This window comes from Duganella sp. GW822-FHT06D06 (genome assembly GCF_058799615.1).
Genome location: NZ_JBXALQ010000003.1, coordinates 304773 through 325265, shown reverse-complemented (window position 1 = coordinate 325265; position 20493 = coordinate 304773). Strand labels below are relative to the sequence as shown.

17 protein-coding genes and 1 pseudogene are annotated in these 20493 nt (G+C 64.0%); 14 read left to right on the top strand and 4 right to left on the bottom strand.

The genetic code is table 11. From position 1 onward, the window contains the following. Positions 1-675: 675 nt before the first annotated feature. On the top strand, positions 676-1689 hold the full coding sequence (locus tag AC1RMD_RS07600) for a porin (RefSeq protein ID WP_492925232.1): 1014 nt from the start codon (positions 676-678) through the stop codon (positions 1687-1689). Between the two features lie 90 nt (positions 1690-1779). Next, entirely contained in the window at positions 1780-2868 is a 1089-nt protein-coding gene (locus tag AC1RMD_RS07595; RefSeq protein ID WP_492925230.1) for a type II asparaginase, read from the top strand. A 52-nt stretch (positions 2869-2920) separates the two neighbouring features. Here AC1RMD_RS07595 and AC1RMD_RS07590 read toward each other — a convergent pair whose 3' ends face one another. After that, a complete protein-coding gene (locus tag AC1RMD_RS07590; RefSeq protein WP_492925228.1) occupies positions 2921-3613 on the bottom strand; it encodes a DUF4197 domain-containing protein in 693 nt (230 codons plus the stop codon). A 275-nt stretch (positions 3614-3888) separates the two neighbouring features. Between AC1RMD_RS07590 and AC1RMD_RS07585 the strand changes: the two genes are divergently transcribed. After that, complete coding sequence (locus tag AC1RMD_RS07585) at positions 3889-5976, top strand: 3-hydroxyacyl-CoA dehydrogenase NAD-binding domain-containing protein (RefSeq protein WP_492925226.1); 2088 nt, start codon at positions 3889-3891, stop codon at positions 5974-5976. A gap of 353 nt (positions 5977-6329) precedes the next feature. On the opposite strand, the gene AC1RMD_RS07580 is transcribed toward AC1RMD_RS07585, so the two are convergent. Continuing rightward, a complete protein-coding gene (locus AC1RMD_RS07580) occupies positions 6330-7394 on the bottom strand; it encodes an early set domain-containing protein (protein WP_492925224.1) in 1065 nt (354 codons plus the stop codon). A 414-nt stretch (positions 7395-7808) separates the two neighbouring features. After that, complete coding sequence (locus AC1RMD_RS07575) at positions 7809-9506, bottom strand: MFS transporter (RefSeq protein ID WP_492925222.1); 1698 nt, start codon at positions 9504-9506, stop codon at positions 7809-7811. Between the two features lie 198 nt (positions 9507-9704). Between AC1RMD_RS07575 and AC1RMD_RS07570 the strand changes: the two genes are divergently transcribed. Genes AC1RMD_RS07570 through AC1RMD_RS07545 form a run of 6 tightly spaced genes read left to right on the top strand, consistent with a single transcriptional unit; the run spans position 9705 to position 15833 of the window. Next, positions 9705-10883 carry an acetyl-CoA C-acyltransferase gene (locus AC1RMD_RS07570; RefSeq protein WP_492925221.1) on the top strand — a complete coding sequence of 393 codons (1179 nt, stop codon included), beginning with the start codon at positions 9705-9707 and terminating at the stop codon, positions 10881-10883. A gap of 3 nt (positions 10884-10886) precedes the next feature. Beyond that, positions 10887-12788 (top strand): acyl-CoA dehydrogenase, encoded by a 1902-nt coding sequence (locus AC1RMD_RS07565; RefSeq protein ID WP_492925219.1) that lies wholly within the window; start codon positions 10887-10889, stop codon positions 12786-12788. Between the two features lie 26 nt (positions 12789-12814). Beyond that, positions 12815-13117 (top strand): Dabb family protein, encoded by a 303-nt coding sequence (locus AC1RMD_RS07560; protein WP_492925217.1) that lies wholly within the window; start codon positions 12815-12817, stop codon positions 13115-13117. A gap of 18 nt (positions 13118-13135) precedes the next feature. After that, entirely contained in the window at positions 13136-13918 is a 783-nt protein-coding gene (locus AC1RMD_RS07555) for an SDR family oxidoreductase (RefSeq protein WP_492925215.1), read from the top strand. Between the two features lie 2 nt (positions 13919-13920). Beyond that, entirely contained in the window at positions 13921-14928 is a 1008-nt protein-coding gene (locus AC1RMD_RS07550; protein ID WP_492925213.1) for an NADP-dependent oxidoreductase, read from the top strand. Then, complete coding sequence (locus AC1RMD_RS07545; RefSeq protein WP_492925211.1) at positions 14928-15833, top strand: SDR family oxidoreductase; 906 nt, start codon at positions 14928-14930, stop codon at positions 15831-15833. Before AC1RMD_RS07550 ends, AC1RMD_RS07545 begins: the two co-directional genes overlap by 1 nt. A 162-nt stretch (positions 15834-15995) precedes the next feature. On the opposite strand, the pseudogene AC1RMD_RS07540 reads toward AC1RMD_RS07545, so the two are convergent. Further along, positions 15996-16693, bottom strand: a pseudogene (locus AC1RMD_RS07540) (Crp/Fnr family transcriptional regulator); the annotation flags it as partial. A 210-nt stretch (positions 16694-16903) separates the two neighbouring features. Between AC1RMD_RS07540 and AC1RMD_RS07535 the strand changes: the two are divergent. From AC1RMD_RS07535 to AC1RMD_RS07515, 5 genes are all read left to right on the top strand, one after another. Beyond that, on the top strand, positions 16904-17560 hold the full coding sequence (locus AC1RMD_RS07535) for a BON domain-containing protein (protein WP_492925209.1): 657 nt from the start codon (positions 16904-16906) through the stop codon (positions 17558-17560). Between the two features lie 91 nt (positions 17561-17651). Continuing rightward, positions 17652-18179: an FxDxF family PEP-CTERM protein gene (locus tag AC1RMD_RS07530; protein ID WP_492925207.1), complete on the top strand. Its 528-nt coding sequence runs from the start codon at positions 17652-17654 to the stop codon at positions 18177-18179. 108 nt (positions 18180-18287) lie between these two features. Further along, positions 18288-18725, top strand: coding sequence for a hypothetical protein (locus AC1RMD_RS07525; protein WP_492925205.1), 438 nt, complete (start codon positions 18288-18290; stop codon positions 18723-18725). A 10-nt stretch (positions 18726-18735) separates the two neighbouring features. Beyond that, positions 18736-19005 carry a hypothetical protein gene (locus AC1RMD_RS07520; protein ID WP_492925203.1) on the top strand — a complete coding sequence of 90 codons (270 nt, stop codon included), beginning with the start codon at positions 18736-18738 and terminating at the stop codon, positions 19003-19005. Then, a complete protein-coding gene (locus tag AC1RMD_RS07515; RefSeq protein ID WP_492925201.1) occupies positions 18974-20407 on the top strand; it encodes a putative bifunctional diguanylate cyclase/phosphodiesterase in 1434 nt (477 codons plus the stop codon). The genes AC1RMD_RS07520 and AC1RMD_RS07515 overlap by 32 nt, the downstream gene beginning before the upstream one ends. The last annotated feature ends 86 nt before the right edge of the window (positions 20408-20493 follow it).

Sequence of the window (20493 nt, the reverse complement as noted above, 5' to 3'; positions counted from 1 at the left end):
ATCAGCAAGCCCAGGCCGGCCAGCACCGTGCCGGTGGTGAAGATGCTGGCGATGGCGTGGCGATAGATGTCGGCCGTGGCCGTTCGTTCGTGCAGACGTGGTGCAGGGCGGTCCTCAGCTCGTCGGCCAGGGCGATGGCTTCCCTGGGGATGGCGTTCAATATCGGTAGGCTAGCTATCTATCTCAAGCCATGCCCGGCCGGGTTGGTAACAAAATTAAAACTCAGCTCGAAGTCCGAGTATGACATTTCATACTCGGGCGCCGGCGCCTGGCCCCACACAATTCAAAAGAACCTCATGTAATCAATGGTTTGGATCGATTGTCCGGCCTGCCATTCCCATGGCACGGATAGTGCTATCTCTGTTGTGAAAAGTTTATTCGATGACGGCCATCCGCCTCGAAGCGCTTTTTATACAAATAAAACGGAGACAAAGAAAAATGAACAAAGTAATTCCCGCCCGAACGCGCAGGCCAGTTTCATGACCTGAGCGCCGGCACCGCCAGTCTGGCGGCGCCGCTTGCGCGCCACTCATCGCTAACTTCACGGCTGACCGAGCCCGGACCTTGCTCCCGCAGGTCCGGCGGGTATCGCTGCACCCTCGATTTTCCGGGTGCGGCGTTCCCGTGTGCCCGGTCGCGTGGTTCTACCTTTCGCACAAACTTATTGGATCTTTTATGAAAGCATCATTAGTAGCTGGTCTCTTGCTCGCCTCCGCCTCCGCCGCCGGCGCCGCCTCGGCGCAATCCGGCGTCACCGTCTACGGCATACTGGACGCGGGCATCGCCCGCGAAACAGGGGGCGCCGGTGGCGCGGTCACCAAGCTGGCCAGTGGCGTGCAGTCCGGCAGCCGGCTGGGCTTCAAGGGGCAGGAGGACCTGGGCAATGGCATGAACGCCCACTTCGTGCTGGAGAACGGGCTCGATCTCGACACCGGCAAGGCGCGCCAGAACGGCGCCTTGTTCGGCCGCCATGCCTATGTCGGCCTGACTACCAGCGCCGGTACCGTCAACCTGGGCCGTCAATGCAACCCGATCTTCATCGCGCTGGACGGCATCGACCCCTTTGAAACCGGCTATACCGGCGCCGCCACCAATCTGATGAGCATCGGCACGGCACGCACCAACAACACCATCAGCTATGCAACGCCCCAGCTGAACGGCTTGTCGGCCACCGTGATGTATGGTTTGGGCGAACAGGCCGGCGATAGCAGCTTGGGCCGTACCATCGCTTTTTCCATCGACTACGCGGCGGGCCCGCTGGTGGCAACCTTGGCATATGACAGCCTGAAGCTCACTTCCTTCAATACGATGAAAGCGGTCCTGCTGGGCGCGAGCTACAACTTCGGCCCCGCGACGGTGCACGCCGCGTTTGAAACCGAAAAGGACGACGTCGGCGGCGATTTCCGCGACTTCCTGCTGGGCGCGTCGGCGCCGTTCGGACAAGGCAAGTTGCTGGCCTCGTATGTGAAAAAGCAGGACCGTTCCGCGACCCAGCGGGGTGGAAGACAGTTTGCGGTGGGCTATATCCACACGCTGTCCAAACGCACCAACCTCTACAGCTCATTCGGCACCATCCGCAACGAGCTGGCCGCCACCAATGTGGTGGGCGATGCCTCCAGCGGCGGCAGCGCGCCGGCTGCAGGAGATGGATCGCGAGCACTGGCGGTCGGAATCCGGCATAAGTTCTGACATTTCGGCGAATAAAACCCACAAAGCAGCACCGGGGTTTGAACCGTTTCGGGATCGGACCCCATCCCCCTAATCTTTCTTGGAGACTCTATGTACGTTCCTATTTCCTCCCGTTTGTTGTCCGCGCTGTGCGCCTTGGCGTTGCTGGCCGGGGCCGTTCCTGCGGTGCGCGCCGCTGACGCCGCGCCATCGGCCCACGTCACCATCCTGGCCACCGGCGGCACCATCGCCGGCAGCGGCGCCACCAGCACCACCACGGTCGGCTACACCGCCGCCACGGTCGGTGTCGAGCGCCTGATCCAGGCCGTGCCGGAACTGGCCAAGGTGGCCCAGGTCAAAGGTGAGCAAGTGTTCCAGATCGCCAGCGAAAACATGAGCAACGAGCATTGGCTGACCCTGGCCAAGCGCGTCAACGTGCTGTTGGCCCAGCCCGATGTCGACGGCATCGTGATCACCCACGGCACCGACACGCTGGAAGAAACCGCTTACTTCCTGGACCTGGTCGTCAAGAGCAAGAAGCCGGTCGTGCTGGTCGGCGCCATGCGTCCGGGCACCGCGCTGTCGGCCGACGGTCCGATCAACCTGTACAACGCCGTGCTGCTGGCCGCCAGCCAGGAAGCCGTCGGCAAGGGCGTGCTGGTCGCGATGAACGACCAGATCCACGGCGCCCGCGACGTCACCAAGACCAACACCTCGACCCCGGACAGCTTCAAGACGCCGGAACTGGGCATGCTGGGCTACTTCCAGGGCAACAAGCCTTACTTCTACCACGCGTCGACCCGCAAGCACACGGTCGACACCGAGTTCGACATCAGCAAGCTGGACGTGCTGCCGCAGGTCGACATCGTCTACGGCTACGCCAACGTCAGCCCGGTCGCGCTGAACGCATTGGTGGCCGCAGGCGCCAAGGGCATCATCCACGCCGGCGTCGGCGACGGCAGCCTTGCATCGAAAGTCTTGCCTTCGCTGACGGCGGCCCGCAAGCAAGGCGTGCTGATCGTGCGCTCGGCCCGCGTCGGCCAGGGCATCGTGGCCCGCAACGGCGAAGCCAACGACGATGAGCTGGACTTTGTGGTCTCCGATACGCTGAACCCGCAAAAAGCCCGCATCCTGCTGATGCTGGCGCTGACCAAGACCAGCGACAGCAAGGCAATCCAGCGCATGTTCTACAGCTACTGAAACGGGTCGAAAAAAAAGCCCGGCGAACCGGGCTGAGGGAGGAGGCCCGCTGTTACTTGAGGGCGCCGAACACCTTGCCGATCAGCTTGCTACCGGCGCCGAGCGGATCGGCGCGGATGGCCTTTTCTTCCTCGCCTATCATCGTGTACAGGCCGTCCAGCGCGCGCTGGGTCACGTAGCCTTCGACCGTGGTCTGTTCCTTGGCCAGCACGCCCAGCTTGGGCGCCATCGCCATCGCGGTGTTGTACTTGTTGGCCAGGTCGGAGCGGTCGGTGACCTTTTTCACGATCGGCAGGAACTGCAGCGCCAGTTTCGGCGCGGTCTTCTCGCGGAAGAAATCGGTCACCGAGGTGTCGCCGCCGGTCAGGATGTTCTTGGCGTCGGTGACGCTCATGGACTTGACGGCGTCCAGCAGCAGCGGCTTGGCCAGCGGCACCGCCGCCTCGGCCGCGTGGTTCATCTGCAGCACCAGCTCGTCGAGCTGCTGGCCCTTGCCGGTCATCTTCAGCAGCGGGCGCGCCTGCTCGAGGATCTTCGGCAGCGGGATGCGCACCTTCTCATTGTTGAGGAAACCGTTCTCCGCGCCGAGCTTGGCGACCGCCAGCGACGAGCCCTTGTCCAGTGCCGCCTTGAGTCCGCCGGTGGCGTCCTGGTTGCTCAGGTCGGCGAGCGAAAGCGCATAGGCGCTGGCCGCGACCAGGGTCAGGGGCAGCAGCAGGGCGATCGAGCGGCGGGAAATGTGCATGGTAAAACCTTATAAGTTGGCCAGGCCGGCGGCCGCCGGCAAGCCGCTACTTTACCGCAGTGCCGCTCACGCCGCCAGCGCCGGCCTCTGGCCAAAAAGCGGTTTCTCCGCAATCGAAAGCGCTGTCCGAAGCGGCAAGTTTGCATGGCTGCCCGCCGGGCCATCCTGTACCATGCGATAAGGTCAATAAAAAAATAATACGACCGTTCTTTTATGCGGTATAGTGAGTGGGCTGACGATCTTATTAAAGCTCCACTAAAACATAAGGAAGAGACATGACTGCTGAATATCAAGTCCGCGGCACGGTTGCCGTCATCACGCTGAACAATCCGCCGGTCAACGGCCTGGGCCTGGCCACCCGCACAGCGGCGGTCAAGGGCATCCAGCAGGCGCTGGCGGACGACGCCGTCAAAGCCATCGTCATCACCGGCGCCGGCAAGGCCTTCTCGGGCGGCGCCGACATCAAGGAATTCAATTCGCCGAAGGCGCTGGCCGAGCCCAGCCTGCACACGCTGATCGCCACCGCCGAAAGCTCGACCAAGCCGGTGGTGGCCGCCATCCACACCGTCTGCATGGGCGGCGGGCTGGAGCTGTCGCTGGGCTGCCACTACCGCGTGGCGATGCCGGGCGCGCAGATCGCGCTGCCGGAAGTCAAGCTGGGCCTGCTGCCGGGCGCCGGCGGCACGCAGCGCCTGCCGCGCGTGCTGGGCCTGGAGATGGCGTTGAACATGATCGTTTCCGGCACGCCGGTACTGTCCGACAAGCTGGCCGACACCGCGCTGTTCGACGCCGTGTTCGCCGCCGATGCCGACCTGGTCGCCTCGGCCGTGGCCTTTGCCGTAACCATCGCCGATGCGCGTCCGCTGCCGAAAGTGCGCGACCGCAAAGTCGACTACCCGAACCACGAAGCCTTCCTGCAATTCTCGCGCAACACCGTCAAGGCCATGTCCGGCCCGTTCCCGGCGCCGCTGGAGTGCGTGGAAACGGTGGCCGCCTCGGTCACGATGAAATTCGAAGACGGCATGAAGTTCGAGCGCGAACGCTTCCTGCACCTGATCCAGACCACCGAATCGAAAGCGCTGCGCCACGCCTTCTTCGCCGAGCGCGTCGCCAGCAAGGTGCCGGACGTCCCGGCCGATACGCCGGTGCGCGCCATCAAGCAGGCCGCCGTGATCGGCGCCGGCACCATGGGCGGCGGCATCGCCATGAACTTCCTGAACGCCGGCATCCCGGTGGTCATGCTGGAAACCAGGCAGGAGGCGCTGGACAAGGGCTTGGCGACGATCCGCAAGAACTACGAAAACACCATGAAAAAGGGCAAGCTGACGCAGGAGAAGTTCGACCAGCGCATGGCCCTGGTCAGCGGCACGCTGGCGTATGAGGACATCGGCCAGGCCGATATCGTGGTCGAGGCCGTGTTCGAGGAGATGGGCGTCAAGGAAGCCGTGTTCCGCAAGCTGGACGAAGTGATGAAGCCGGGCGCCATCCTGGCCTCCAACACCTCGACTTTGGACCTGAACCAGATCGCCGGCTTCACCAAGCGTCCGCAGGACGTGATCGGCACCCACTTCTTCAGCCCCGCCAACGTGATGAAGCTGCTGGAAATCGTGCGCGGCGCGCAGACCGGCAAGGACGTGCTGGCCACCGCGCTGGCGCTGTCGAAAAAACTCAGGAAGACCGGCGTGGTGTCGGGCGTGTGCGACGGCTTCATCGGCAACCGCATGATCGAGCAGTACAGCCGCCAGGCCGGCTTCCTGCTGGAGGAGGGCGCCTTGCCGGAGCAGGTCGACAAGGCGGTCGAGAAGTTCGGCTTCGCCATGGGGCCGTTCCGCATGGGCGACCTGGCCGGCAACGACATCGGCTGGGCCATCCGCAAGCGTCGCTACGTGGAGAAGCCGGAAATCAGCTACTCCAAGACCGCCGACCTGCTGTGCGAGATGGGCCGCTACGGCCAGAAAACCGGCGCCGGCTGGTACGACTACAAGGCGGGCGACCGCAAGGCCTATCCGAACGAACAGGTCGACGCCATGATCGTGCAGCACTCGGCCGACATCGGCGTGGCGCGCCGCAAGATCAGCGACCAGGAGATCGTCGAACGCCTGGTGTACTCGATGGTCAACGAAGCGGCCCACATCCTGGAAGAGGGCATCGCCCTGCGCGCCTCGGACATCGACATGGTCTACCTGACCGGTTATGGCTTCCCGCTGTTCCGCGGCGGCCCGATGTTCTACGCCGACACGGTGGGCTTGCCGAACGTGCTGGCGGCGATCAACAAGTACGCCCAGGGCCACCAGGGCAGCGCCTGGAAACCGGCGCCGCTGCTGGTCAAGCTGGCCGACGAGGGCAAGGGCTTCAATAGTTGATGTGGGGGAAAACTCACACCTCCAAAAAAATTTTCCGGGGTGTGAGTTTTTTCAAAAATATGTACTATACTTTCCACATAGCATCAAACAAACCTTCGAAGCCCTAAAAAACGGTTCGGGTTGCAGCGTGAGCAGCACGTTACTAACCAGCGTTTTTCTGGAGGCAGACATGAAGCGTGTCATATCTCGCCCGTAGAGGCGGAGTCCAATAGTTCCTCGATACTTTGCAATGCGTAGCCAGCCTTTGAGCTGTGCCGGGCAGCTTGGCGTCGATATCAGATACCGGTAAGAAGTTCGATAAGATTCACGCTTTCTCGTTTAAGCGCCTGGGCCGCCATTTTTGGCGGTTTTTTTTATTGGCGCTGCGTGACGGTCAGCACGGGCGCGTCGGGCGTGGCGACGTTGAGCGCGAAGGTGTAGGTGCCGGCTTGCGGCGTGTCGAACCACAGGTCGCGGCCGGCCCAGGCCAGCGGCTGCGCCTTGTCGGCCAGCAGCTTGCCTTGCTGGTCGTCCCGGCCCAGTTCGACCATACGAAAATCCTGCGAGCCGACCCTGAACCGGCTCACCCCCTTGGGCAGCGCGACGTCGACGCTGAAGACGCCGGCCTCCACCTGCTTCAACGGCGTGGCCGTGGTCCACTTGTTCATCGTGCCGCGCAGGTACAGCGGTTCCTTGCTCAACTCGGCCACGGTGGCCGGCGCCGAGGGCTGGAATTCGATCAGCGTGTCGTCCGGCCAGCTGCTGTCGCGCAGCGGCATGGTGAAGTACTTCTGGCGCCGCCCCGCCGAGATCAGCTGCCGCCGCGCGCCGTGCACCAGCGTCACGCTGTCCGACGGCCATGGCGCCGAGGTGCCGTAGTGGATCCTGGACGACATGCACCAGTCGCCGCCGCCCAGCGCGGCGGTGGCGAGGGCCCGCAGCGCGAAATTGATTTCCTTTTTTGCGATGGCAATCATCACTTCGCATTCGAGCCGGATATCGCCCAGCCTGCGCATATCGGCCGGCACGCCGGCGCTCTTGATTTCCGGCGTGCCGCTGAAGGTGCCGCTCTTGCGGTTGAGGATGATGTCGGCGTCGCTGTCATCGGCCGCCTGGCTGCGCGGCAGCACGAAGCCGCCGTCGGCGCCGACCGGCACGGCGATGCTGGTGTCGCCGCCGGCGATGCGCAAGGTGATGCCGTTGATGAACACGCCCGGCTGCCGCGGCTTGAGAATGAAGCGCAAGGTGTCGGCATCCGGTGCCCGCTTGCGGCCGTGCTCGAACGCGTCCAGGCCGGCCAGCATATTGCGATACGAGCGCAGCTCCGGATTCCTGATGCCGCTGACCTCGACCGCCTGGACCTCTTCGGCCGGCGTTTCCTGCGCGCCGGCGCCGCCAAGGTGGAGGAACATCAGGCTGGCTATCGTCAATCGGATCATGGCGTTCGGCGTGTTATTTTTGATAAGCCAGACTATAGCGCAAAAGGCGTGCACAGGGCGGGTCCTGTTTTTTCGGCTTTTACTAAACCCCGATAACCACTACTACCCAGCGCTAACCATCGATATTTCGTGCGACCCCGCGCTATTTTCGGAACTAAAAACTACTAACCACCTCTAACGAATACAGGCAAAAAAATATAGCGGCGTTTAGCATTCAGCACGGCATTTTTAGTAAGCGATAGCGCGCTGTAGTACTGGTCAGTAGTGGTCGGCAGCGGCAACCGCAATGCCTGCACGGGCACCAGCGAGGCCACCGCAAGATCAGGATATGCAGCCGCCGCGTAGCCCTAAAGCGTGAGGAACAAAAAAAATAGCCGCCATCGCTGGCGGCTATTTCAGGCTAAGCAAGGCGGCTTAGTCGTTGGCGTAGATGTTGTTGTCCTTGGTTTCGCTGACGAACAGCGCGCCGATCACGGCCGTGATCAGGGCGATGATGATCGGATACCACAGGCCGTAGTAGATGTCGCCCTTGAACGCCACCAGCGCGAACGAGATGGTCGGCAGCAAACCGCCGAACCAGCCGTTACCGATGTGGTAAGGCAGGGACATCGAGGTGTAGCGGATGCGGGTAGGGAACATCTCCACCAGCATGGCGGCAATCGGACCGTACACCATGGTCACATACAGCACCAGGATGAACAGCACCGCCACCACCATCGGCTTGTTGATCTGCGTTTCGTCAGCCTTGGCTGGATAGCCCGCGGCCTTGATGGCGCCGCCGACTTCCTTCTTCAGCGCGGCTTCAGCGTCCTTGCTGGCCTTGTCGAAGTTCAGGCCGTCAGGCGTCATGGTGGCGGTGAAGGCGGTGATTTCCTTGTCGCCCACCTTGATCTTGGCGACGGTGCCGGACGGCGCATCTTGCGTGGTGTAGTTCACCGAAGCGTTCGACAGCATGCCGGCGGCGATGTCGCACGACGAAGGGAATTTCTTGGTCGCGGTCGGGTTGAACAGGAAGTGGCACGATGCCGGATCGGCGATCACCACCACTGGCGAGTTCTTCAGTGCCGTTTCCAGCGCCGGATTGCCGTAGTGGGTCAGCGCGCCGAACAGCGGGAAGTAGGTCACCGCGGCCAGCACGCAGCCGCCCAGGATGATCCACTTGCGGCCGATCTTGTCCGACAGGATGCCGAAGAAGATGAAGAACGGCGTCGCCAGTGCCAGCGACAGGGCGGTCATGATGTTGGCGCTGGCGCCGTCGATCTTCAGCACCTGGGTCATGAAGAACAGCGCGTAGAACTGGCCGGTGTACCACACCACCGCCTGGCCCATGGTCAGGCCGACCAGCGCCAGGATCACGACTTTCAGGTTGCGCCACTGGCCGAAGGCTTCGCTCAGCGGTGCTTTCGAGGTCCTGCCTTCGGCCTTCATCTTGGCGAAGGCCGGCGACTCGTTCATCGACAGGCGGATCCACACCGAAACACCAAGCAGCAGCACCGATACCAGGAACGGCACGCGCCAGCCCCAGGCAGCGAACTCTTCTTCGCCGATGGCGGTGCGGGTGCCGAGAATCACCAGCAGCGACAGGAACAGACCCAGCGTGGCGGTGGTCTGGATCCACGAGGTGAACGAACCGCGCTTGTCGTGCGGCGCATGCTCGGCCACGTAGGTGGCCGCGCCGCCGTACTCGCCGCCCAGCGCCAGGCCTTGCAGAATGCGCAGCGAGACCAGGATGATCGGCGCCGTGATGCCTATCGCCGCATAGCCGGGTAGCAGGCCGACAATGAAGGTCGAGGCGCCCATGATCAGGATGGTGATCAGGAAGGTGTATTTACGGCCGATCATGTCGCCGAGGCGGCCGAACACCAGCGCGCCGAACGGGCGCACAATGAAACCGGCGGCAAACGCCAGCAGTGCGAAAATAAAGGTGGTGGTCGGTTCGCCGATGAAGAACTGCTTGGCGATGATCGGCGCGAGCGAACCGTACAGATAGAAATCGTACCATTCGAAAACCGTGCCCAGCGAGGATGCAAAGATCACCTTGCGTTCCTCCGGCGTGATCGCGCCGGACTTGGGCAGGTTGCGCGGATCGGCAGTGCCTGATGTTGTCGTCATTTTTATCTCCTGTAATTTTTTTGGATTTCCCCAGCCGAGATAGTTACATTTTCGTCAGCTTGAGCGCAGTGTGCATCGCGAACCTTACGCAAAGCTTGCTCCAAACTTACGCGAAACTTACTTGAATAATTTGCGAACGACCGTACTAAAATATGCTATTCTGGTTTCACTAAAAACACCCACTCATAGGAGACTTTCATGATCGACGCCGTCATTGTTTCAACCGCCCGTACTGGTTTGGCCAAGTCGTGGAAAGGCGCGTTCAACATGACGCACGGCGCCACCCTGGGCGGCCATGCGCTGCAGGCGGCGATCAGCCGCGCGGGCATCGAGGCGGGCGAAGTGGAAGACGTGCTGGTCGGCTGCGCCAATCCCGAGGGCGCCACTGGCGGCAACATCGCGCGCCAGATCGCCATCCGCGGCGGCTGCCCGGTCACCACCGGCGGCATGACCATCAACCGCTTCTGCTCGTCCGGCCTGCAGACCATCGCCAGCGCGGCCCAGCGCATCATCGCCGGCGAAGGCGACATCTACGCCGCCGGCGGCGTGGAATCGATCTCCTGCGTGCAGCAGGAAATGAATATGCACATGTACAAGGAAGTCTGGCTGTCGCAGCACAAGCCGGAAATCTACTGGCCGATGCTGCAGACGGCGGAAACCGTGGCCAAGCGCTACAACATCAGCCGCGAGCGCCAGGACGAATACGGCGTGCAGAGCCAGCAGCGCGCCGCCGCCGCCCAGGCGGCCGGCCGCTTCGATGCCGAAATTGTGCCGATGACCACCACCATGGGCGTGGCCGACAAGGCCAGCGGCATGCTGCTGACCAGGGAAGTGACGATCTCGGCCGATGAAGGCATCCGCGCCGATACGACCTATGAAGCGGTCTCGAAAATCCGCAGCGCGGTGCCGGGCGGCGTCATCAGCGCCGGCAATGCCAGCCAGTTCTCGGACGGCGCCTCGATGGCCATCGTGATGAGCGCGCAGACCGCCGCCGCCAAGGGCTTGCAGCCGCTGGGCATCTTCCGCGGCTTCGCCGTCGCCGGTTGCGAACCGGACGAGATGGGCATCGGCCCGGTGTTCGCGATTCCCAAGCTGCTGAAGAAGGCCGGTCTGAAGGTCGAGGACATCGGCCTGTGGGAGCTGAACGAAGCCTTCGCCGTGCAGGTGCTGTACTGCGCCGACACGCTGGGCATCCCGCTGGACCGCCTCAACGTGAACGGCGGCGCGATCGCCGTCGGCCACCCGTACGGCGTGTCGGGCGCGCGCCTGACCGGCCATGCGCTGCTGGAAGGCAAGCGCCGTGGCGTCAAATATGTGGTCGTCACCATGTGCATCGGTGGCGGCCAGGGAGCGGCGGGCCTGTTCGAAGTGGTGTAAGCCATGCCGTCCTTCCTGCTGTCGCGCCGCGACCTCGCCTTCATGCTGTACGAATGGCTGGATGCGGAGGCGCTGACCCGGCGCGCCCGCTTCCAGGACCACAACCGCGAAACCTTCGATGCCGCCCTCGATACGGCCGAGCAGCTCGCCACCGGGCTGTTCGCGCCGCACAACAAGAAAGGCGATAGCGAGGAGGCGCGCGCCGTGCAAGGCGAGCGCTGCCTCAGCGTCGAACTCATCCCGGAGGTGAAGACGGCGCTGGACGCCTTCTGTGCCGCCGGCCTGATGGCGGCCGGCCAGGACTACGAGCACGGCGGCATGCAGCTGCCTGTGGTGATGCAGAAGGCGCTGTCGGCGTACTTCACCGCGGCCAACGTCTCCACCAGCGCCTACACCTTCCTGACCATGAGCGGGGCCAACACCCTGCTCAAGAGCGGCACGCCGGAACAGGTGCGGCGCTACGCCGAACCGATGTTCGCCGGGCGTTTCTTTGGCACCATGTGCCTGTCGGAGCCGCAGGCCGGGTCCAGCCTGTCCGACATCGTCAGCCGCGCCGTGCCCGATCCGCAGCCCGGCCTCGACGGCGAGCGCCAGTTCCGCCTGAGCGGCAACAAGATGTGGATCTCGGCCGGCGAGCACGAACTGTCGGACAACATCGTCCACCTGGTGCTGGCCAAGATCCCCGGCCCGGACGGCAAGCTGATTCCCGGCGTCAAAGGCATCTCGCTGTTCGTCGTGCCCAAGTTCCTGGTCCACGAAGACGGCAGCCTCGGCGAGCGCAACGACGTCGTGCTGGCCGGCCTGAACCACAAGATGGGCAACCGCGGCACCAGCAACTGCCTGCTCAACTTCGGCGAAGGCAAGTTCCAGCCGCAAGGCCAGGGCGGCGCCATCGGCTACCTGGTCGGCCAGCCGCACCAGGGCCTGGCCAATATGTTCCACATGATGAACGAGGCGCGCATCGCCGTCGGCCTGGGCGCCGCGGTGCTCGGCTACACCGGCTACCTGCACGCGCTGGACTACGCCCGCAACCGCCCGCAAGGCCGCCATCCCGCGCAAAAAGATCCGGCCCAGCCGCAACTGCCGATCATCGAGCACACCGACGTGCGGCGCATGCTGCTGGCGCAGAAGGCCTATGTCGAAGGCGGCCTCGGCCTGGTGCTGTACAGCGCCCGCCTGGTCGACGAGCAGCACAGCGCCGAAACGCCGGAAGCGCGCGAGCATGCGGGCCGTTTGCTGGACTTCCTGACGCCGATCACCAAATCCTGGCCGTCGCAATGGTGCGTGGAGGCCAACAGCCTGGCGATCCAGGTGCACGGCGGCTACGGCTACACGCGGGAATACAACGTCGAGCAGTTCTACCGCGACAACCGCCTGAACGCCATCCACGAAGGCACCCACGGCATCCACGGCCTCGACCTGCTGGGCCGCAAGGCCAGCATGCAGGACGGCGCGCTGTTCAAAGCCTTCGGCGCCGAGCTGCGCAAGACGGTACGCAAGGTGCGCGGCAGCGTCGGCGCGCCAGATGCGCTGCCGGCCGGGCTATCGGAGTTGGCCGGCATCGGCAAGGAGCTGCTGGCGCACGCCGATGCATTGGATGCCGCTTGGCAAGCAGTGGAACTCGTCACGCAAAAGCTGTATGCTGCCGGCGACCTGAATAAAACCCTGGCCAACGCCAGCCTGTACCTCGAAGCGGTCGGCCACGTGGTGGTCGCCTGGATCTGGTTGCAGCAGGCCTTGCTGGCCGCCGCCGGCTTGGAAGCCGGCGATGCCGATTTCTATCGCGGCAAGCTGCAAGCCTGCCGCTACTTCTTCCGCTGGGAACTGCCGAAAGTCGAACAGCAGCTGGAACTGCTGGCCAGCATAGACACCACCACGCTCGACATGCGCGACGCGTGGTTTTAAACAAGCGATAACCAAAGCGAGACCAGATGATCAAGCACATCGTAATGTGGAAATTGAAGGACCATGCCGAAGGCGCCGACCGCGCCACCAACGCGGCCAGGATGAAGGCGCTGCTGGACGCTTGCGTCGGCCTGGTGCCCGGCCTGCTGAAGCTGGAGGCCGTCGTGGCCCAGCCCGGCCTGGAAGCGACTTATGACGTGATGCTGTACTCCGAATTCACCGACAAGGCCGCGCTGGACGAATACCAGAACCATCCCGACCACGTGGCCATGAAGCCTTTCTTCGTCGCGGTGCGCGATGCGCGCCAATGCATGGACTACGAAATCTAACAGTTAAGGACACCCGCAATGCGTACAACTCAAGAATTGTTTTCCCTGGCCGGCAAGACCGCGCTGATCACCGGCGGTTCGCGCGGCCTGGGCCTGCAAATGGCGCTGGCGCTGGGCGAGCAGGGCGCCAGGGTGGTCATCTCCTCGCGCAAGCAGGCGGAACTGGATGAAGCGGTGGCCTTCCTGAGCGGCCACGGCATCAGCGCCCACGCCATCGCCGCCGACCTGTCGCAGGACGCGCATGCGGACGCGCTGGTGACGGCCGCGCTGGCCCAGCTCGGCCATATCGACATCCTCATCAACAACGCCGGCGCCAGCTGGGGCGCGCCCGCCGAAGACCATCCGCTCGAAGCATGGGACAAGGTGATGAACCTGAACATCCGCAGCATCTTCGTGGTGTCGCAGCTGGTCGGCAAGCGCTCGATGATTCCGCGCGGCTACGGCCGCATCATCAACATCGCCTCGATCGCCGGCCTGGCCGGCAATCCGCCGGGCACCATGCAGACCATCGCCTACAACACCTCGAAAGGCGCGCTGGTCAACTTTACGCGCACGCTGGCGGGCGAGTGGGGCCGTCACGGCATCACCGTCAACGCGCTGGCGCCGGGCTTCTTCCCGTCGAAGATGACCAAGGGCCTGCTGGAAAAACTGGGGCCGGACGAGCTGTCCAAGGACGCGCCGCTGGGCCGCCTGGGCGACGACGAAGACCTGAAAGGCGCGGCGGTGCTGTTCGCCTCCGACGCCGGCAAGCACATCACCGGCCAGATCCTGGCGGTGGACGGCGGCGTGTCGGCGGTTTGACCATGACCGCGCTACCCAAGACTTACCAGCGCATCGTGATGGCGGCGCGTCCGCGCGGCCCGGTGGCGGCGGAGAACTTCCGGCTGGAGACGGTGGACGTGCCCGAGCTGGCCGACGGCGAGGTGCTGATCCGCAATCACTATCTGTCGCTGGACCCGTACATGCGCGGGCGCATGAGCGCGGCCAAGAGCTACGCCACCTCGCAAGCGCTGGACGAGACCATGATAGGCGGCACCGTGGGCCAGGTGCTGGCATCGCGCAACGACTATTTCAAGGTTGGCGATGCCGTCGGCGGCATGCTGGGCTGGGCCGAGATGGGCGTGTCCGACGGCGTGCTGCTGCGCAAGCTCGACACCACGCGCATTCCTTTGTCGGCCTATCTGGGCGTGGTCGGCATGCCGGGCATGGCGGCCTGGTACGGCTTCCATCAAATCCTGGAAGCGGGCGCCGGCGATACGGTGCTGGTGTCGGCGGCCAGCGGCGCGGTCGGCAGCGTGGTCGGGCAACTGGCCCGGTTGCGGGGCTGCCATGTGGTCGGCATCGCCGGCGGGCCGGAGAAGTGCGAGTACGTCGTCCAGCAGCTGGGCTTCGATGCCTGTGTCGACTACAAGGCCGGCAATCTGGAGGCCGACCTGGCCGCCGCCACGCCGGACGGCGTCGATGCGATCTTTGAAAACGTCGGCGGCGCCTGCCTGGACGCGGCGCTGGCGCGCACCAATCCCTACGCCCGCGTGGCGCTGTGCGGCCTGATCGCCGGCTTCAACGGCCAGGAAATGCCGATCAAGAATTCGCGCCTGCTGCTGATCAACCGCCTGATGCTGCGCGGCTTCATCGTCACCGAGCATATGGAATTCTGGCAGCAGGGCTTGCAGGAGCTCGCTGTGCTGGTCGCCAATCACCAGATCAAATACCGGGAATCGGTAGCGGACGGCCTCGCGGCCGCGCCGCAAGCATTCATGGGCCTGCTGCAAGGGCGGAACTTCGGCAAACAACTGGTCAAACTCACCTAATGAAAACATTCAAAGACAAGGTCGTCGTCATCACCGGCGGCGCAAGTGGTTTGGGCCGTGAATTCGCCAATGTGGCGGCGCGCGAGGGCATGAAGCTGGTGCTGGCCGACGTGCAGGGCGATGCGCTGCAACGCGCCGTCGACGAGCTGACGGCGCAGGGCGCCAGCGTGATCGCCCGCCTGTGCGACGTGCGCAAGGGCGAGCAAGTGCAGGCGCTGGCCGAAGCGGCCGTGGCGAAATTCGGCGCCGTGCATCTGCTGTTCAACAACGCCGGCGTCGGCTCCGGCGGCCTGATCTGGGAAAACACCGAGGCCGATTGGGAATGGGTGATGGGTGTGAACGTCTGGGGCGTGATCCACGGCGTGCGCATCTTCACCAAGCTGATGCTGGAGTCGGCCAGGAACGATCCGTCGTTCGAAGGCCACATCGTCAACACGGCGTCGATGGCGGGCCTGCTGAACGCGCCGGCGATGGGCGTGTACAACGTCTCCAAGCATGCGGTGGTGTCATTGTCGGAGACTTTGTACCAGGATCTGCAACTGGTCGGCGCGCCGATCGGGGCGTCGGTGCTGTGCCCGTATTTCGTGCCGACCGGGATCAGCCAGTCGCACCGCAACCGACCCGAGGACGTGCGCATGACGCAGGGCCCGACCGCCAGCCAGCTGGCGGCGCAAGCGATGACGGACAAGGCGGTATCGTCCGGCAAAGTGTCGGCCCCGGACGTGGCGGAGATCACCTTCAAGGCCATCGCCAACGGCGACTTCTACATCTACTCGCACCCGGGCGCGCTGGCCGGGGTGCAGGAACGCATGGAACACATCGTCGCCGGCACCAATCCCGGCGATCCGTATGCCGCCACGCCGCATGTGCGCGAAGCGCTGCGGGCCAAGATGAAGCTGGCCTGACGCCTATTTGGGGAAAACGATAATGGCCTGGGCATCGTCCGGTGCCGTTTGGTCCTGATCGCTCGCCGGCCGTTTGCGGCGGTCCTCCTGTCCAGACCGCCGGCTGAGGTTGTCGCCGCGCAGGCGCCATTCGCGATGCGGTATCGCCGGCGTGATCTGTGGCGCCATCAGCCGCGCAGACTCTTTGCGCATCACCTCGTAGCATTCGCAGACGTGTTGTTCAAGCCCGATCCGCGTCAACACGCGGATGCGGCCGCGCCGGCAGCTTATCAGCCCCAGCGCCTGCAGGCGGCGGGCCGCTTCGGTGATGCCTTCGCGCCGCACGCCCAAGATCGTCCCCAGTGCCTCCTGCGTCACCACCAGCTCGCTGGTATTCGAATGGTCCAGTGTTTGCAGCAGCCAGCGGCACAGGCGCTGCGTGGTCGAATGATGGCTGTTGCAGACCGCAGTTTGCGACATCTGAGTCATCAACCCTTGCGTATAGCGCAACAATCGATCGAACAGCGGCCCCTTGCGATGAAACTCCTCCAGCAAGCGGTTCGCCCACAAGCGGTAACCGTAACCTGCGCTGTGCACGACCGCCCGGTTGGGCGTGGTGGCGCCGCCCATGAACAACGATACGCCTAGCAACCTTCGTTGCCGACACTGGCAATTTCCGAGGCGCCGCCATCTTCCAACTCATATTGAATGGAGACGATGGCCGTGGTCGGGAAATAGACGTACATCAATTGTCCCCCGCAGTGATACAAGATGTCGCCCTGGGCTAGGCATATCAGTTCCAGATGCGGCGACAGGCGGCCGAACTCCGCGTCGCTCAGCGTTGCCAGCAGCCGGTTTTGACTAAACGCTGCGGTATTCATGGATTCCTCGAATGTCGTATTGCTATGAAAATGCTCATAGCCAAGGCTGGCAGCATTCGGCGCGCTGGTCTGTGGCCTGGCATACATGCATTGTGGAAATAATGATGCAAAAAAGCTACGCCCAATAGTTGTGTGCGGAAACCCACAGAACGACATCGCCGCCGCGGTCACGATGGCTTATTGAACAGGATTAGCGATGGGGAAACGTTGATGTATACCGACCGGCAACTACAACTGGACGTCATGGCCCAGCTCGCCTGGGATCCTGCGATCAATGCCGCCCAGGTCGGCGTCGATGTCCATGAAGGCGTCGTCACCCTGGCAGGGCAGGTGGGCACACTGGGCGAAAAATGGGCGGCCGAGCAACTGGTGTTGCGTTTGGCGGGCGCACCGGCGCGCAGCGAGGCGCTGGTTGTGCAGCTTGCTGGCAGCGGGCGGCGCAGCGACGGCGCGTTGATGCGGGCGGTCGAGCACGCGCTGGCATGGCAGACCGCGGCGCCGGCCACCCGGCTCAAGGTCGCGGTCGATGGTGGCTTCGTGCAACTGACGGGCGACGTCGATTGGCAGTATCAGCGCCTGGCAGCCGAGCAGGCCGTGCGCAACCTCACCGGCGTGCGCGGCGTCGACAACGCCATCGCGATCAAGCCTGCCGTTGCGCTGAGCGCCTTGAAACACGATATCGAAGGCGCGCTATTGCGCTGCGCCCGGCGCGACAGCGCCCATCGGGTCGAGATACGGCTACAGGATGACCAGGTGACGCTGTGCGGCTTCGTCTCCACCTGGGAGGAGCGGGTGTGCGCCATCCATGCCGCCTGGGGCGCGCCGGGCGTACGCAAGGTTGTTGATGAAATGCAGATGCGGATTTAGGCGCACTGCCGTGTTGCCGCCTCGTAGTCCGGCGGTGTGGGACTCTTCCCGGTATCCGGGCCATGCAGTGCTTTTTCTAGGGATGTAAATAATGAAAACTAAGTTCGTATTGGCCAGCCTGGCCTTGCTCGCCGCCAGCGGCATGGCGTCGGCGAATAACATCAGCATCGACGCTGGGGTCTTGCCTTTGAGTCCGGCAAACCCCTACGGCCACCTGTTCGTCCACGACGCCTCCGCCTTCACGGATACCATCGACTTCATCGTCAGTACCGGCAGCCTGGGCGCGTCGGCCAATGCGCTCAATGTCGAGTTCAGGGGGCTGGATGTGTTCCATATCCAGGGCCTGAGCTATACGGTCTGGGGCGGCACCTCGGGCACGGACACGGTCTGGTACGGCACTTTCCCAGGCAATAACATCAGCGTCGACATCGGCTTGAACCTGGCCGGCGCCTACCATCTGGTGGTGACCGGGGTGGCGGACGGCTTGAATGGCGGCGCCTACGGCATGGCGCTGATTTCCGCCGTGCCGGAACCGGAGATGCTGTTCATGATGCTGGCCGGACTGGGCATTGTGGGCGCGGTAACGCGGCACAAAAAACCCGCGGGAAAAGCGGCTTAAGGCAGATAAAAAACCGCTCCACCGAGCGGTTTTTTATCGTGTAGCTCATCAGCGAACCAAGTGTCGCCCCGGCACACGGGCCGGGCGGCTGTTTTTGATGGAAATATCATGACCGCTGAAAAGTACTATCCGCAAGCCGTCCTGATGTGGTTGGAGACGAATCAACCGGTGCTGGTGTCCCGCCGTTCCATGCAGCTGTGGCGCGCCGTTCACCAGCAGTTGGCGCCGATTGTGGGCGATAACGGCTTCATGGCCTTGTTCTGCCGCTGTGTCGATCTGTGCGGCGTCCGTTTCCCCTGGCTGCGCAACACGCCCGCGCGCAGTTCCGCGATGCATTCGTTCGATTTGCTGGGCGCGCAATTGGCGGGACGCAGCGCGGCCGAAGGGCTGGCGGCCAGCCGCGGCCTGTTCAGCATGTTCTATGAATTGTTGCTGCTGTTGGTGGGCGAGCCGCTGGCGGCCGGCGTGATCGACGCCGCCTGGCGCGACCGGCTCCAGCATCAGCGGATCTACAGTGCCTTGCCGCCGCCCATCAAACCCGCATGAAAGGTTCACCATGAGTAGCAATGTCGCCAACCAATCCCGACCGGAACGCCGTTGCGGACCGCAGGAGGGGGCGCACGACCGGCGCAGCGCTGGACGGACGGTGCTGGCCGGCGGCGAGCTGCTGCTGGCGGCACGCGAGGCGCTGCTGGTGGCGCGCGAACTGGCCGCCGAGCAGCGCGACGCCGTGCTCGAACAGCAAAGCAAGGAGCTGGGATTGCGGCAAGCGCAGATCGCCGAGCGCGAGCGCCATGCGCAGCGCCGCCTGCGCGCGCGCGCGTGAACTCAGCAGGTTGCGCGATGCCAATGCGCAGCTGGTCATGGCCACGCTGGGCGCGCATGAGCTGACCGAAGAGGTGCGGCGCGCCAAGGACCGCATGGGCTACCTGGCGCACCATGATTTCCTGACCAGCTTGCCGAACCGTGTGCTGCTGATGGAGCGCCTGGGGCAGGCGATCGCCATGGCGGCGCGCCAGGGCAGCCGGATGGCGGTGTTGTTTGTCGACCTGGACCGCTTCAAGGTCATCAACGATTCGCTGGGGCACGCGATCGGCGATCTGCTGTTGCAGGCGGTCGGCCAGCGCCTGCTGTCGGTGCTGCGCACCACCGACACCGCCTGCCGGCAGGGCGGCGACGAGTTTGTCGTGCTGCTGGCCGAGGTGGCCAACGAACGCGCGGTGGCCGAGCTGGCCGATACGCTGTGCCGCGCCATCGCCGAGCCTTACCTGCTCGACGGCGAGTCGGTCCACATCGGCGGCACCATAGGCATCAGCTTGTACCCGGAAGACGGCAGGGATGGCGAAACGCTGATACGCAACGCCGACATGGCCATGTACCACGGCAAGCATAGTGGCCGCAACCGCAGCTACTTCTATCGTCCGGAGATGAATCTGCGGGTGGTCGAACGCCAGCGCATCGAGGCCGACCTGCACCGCGCGCTGGAGGGGGGCGAGTTCATGCTGCACTACCAGCCGCGCATCAACCTGGCCAGCGGCGCCATCACGGGCGCCGAAGCCTTGCTGCGTTGGACCTGTCCCGAGCACGGCGCGGTGGCGCCGTCGCGCTTCATTCCGGTGGCCGAGGACTGCGGCCTGATCGTGCCGCTCGGCGAATGGGTGTTGCGCGAAGCGTGCATGCAGGTCGCGCGCTGGAAGAGCGCCGGCCTGGATCCCGGCGTGATCGCGGTGAATATCTCGGCGCTGGAATTCCGCGACGACGGCTTTGTCGGTCGCCTGCGCGCCATCCTGGCCGACAGCGGCGTGACGCCGGCCTGCCTGGAGCTGGAACTCACGGAAGGGGTGCTGATGCATGACGCCGGCGCCAGCGCGGCCATCCTGCACGAACTCAAGGAAATCGGCGTGCTGCTGGCGATCGACGATTTCGGCACCGGCTACTCCAGCCTCAGCTATCTGAACCGCTTTCCCATCGACGTGCTGAAGATCGACCAGTCCTTCGTGCGCGATATCCATGCCGCGCCGGGCGACGGCGTCATCGTCAGCGCGGTGATCGCGATGGGCCGCAGCCTGGGTCAGCGGGTGGTGGCCGAAGGCGTCGAGGAGGCGGGGCAGCTGAGTTTTCTGCGCGCCCACCATTGCGATGAAGGCCAGGGCTATCTGCTTGGCCGGCCCATGCCCGCCAGCAGCTTCGGCGCGCTGCTTGCCACCGGTGGGAAAATCCCGCCGTAGTATTTCCCTGTTGGAGGCCAAAACCGGTTAAGGTGTCGGACATAACCGTCATAAGCTGAAGCGCAGCGTTGTTCCGATCGAATTTA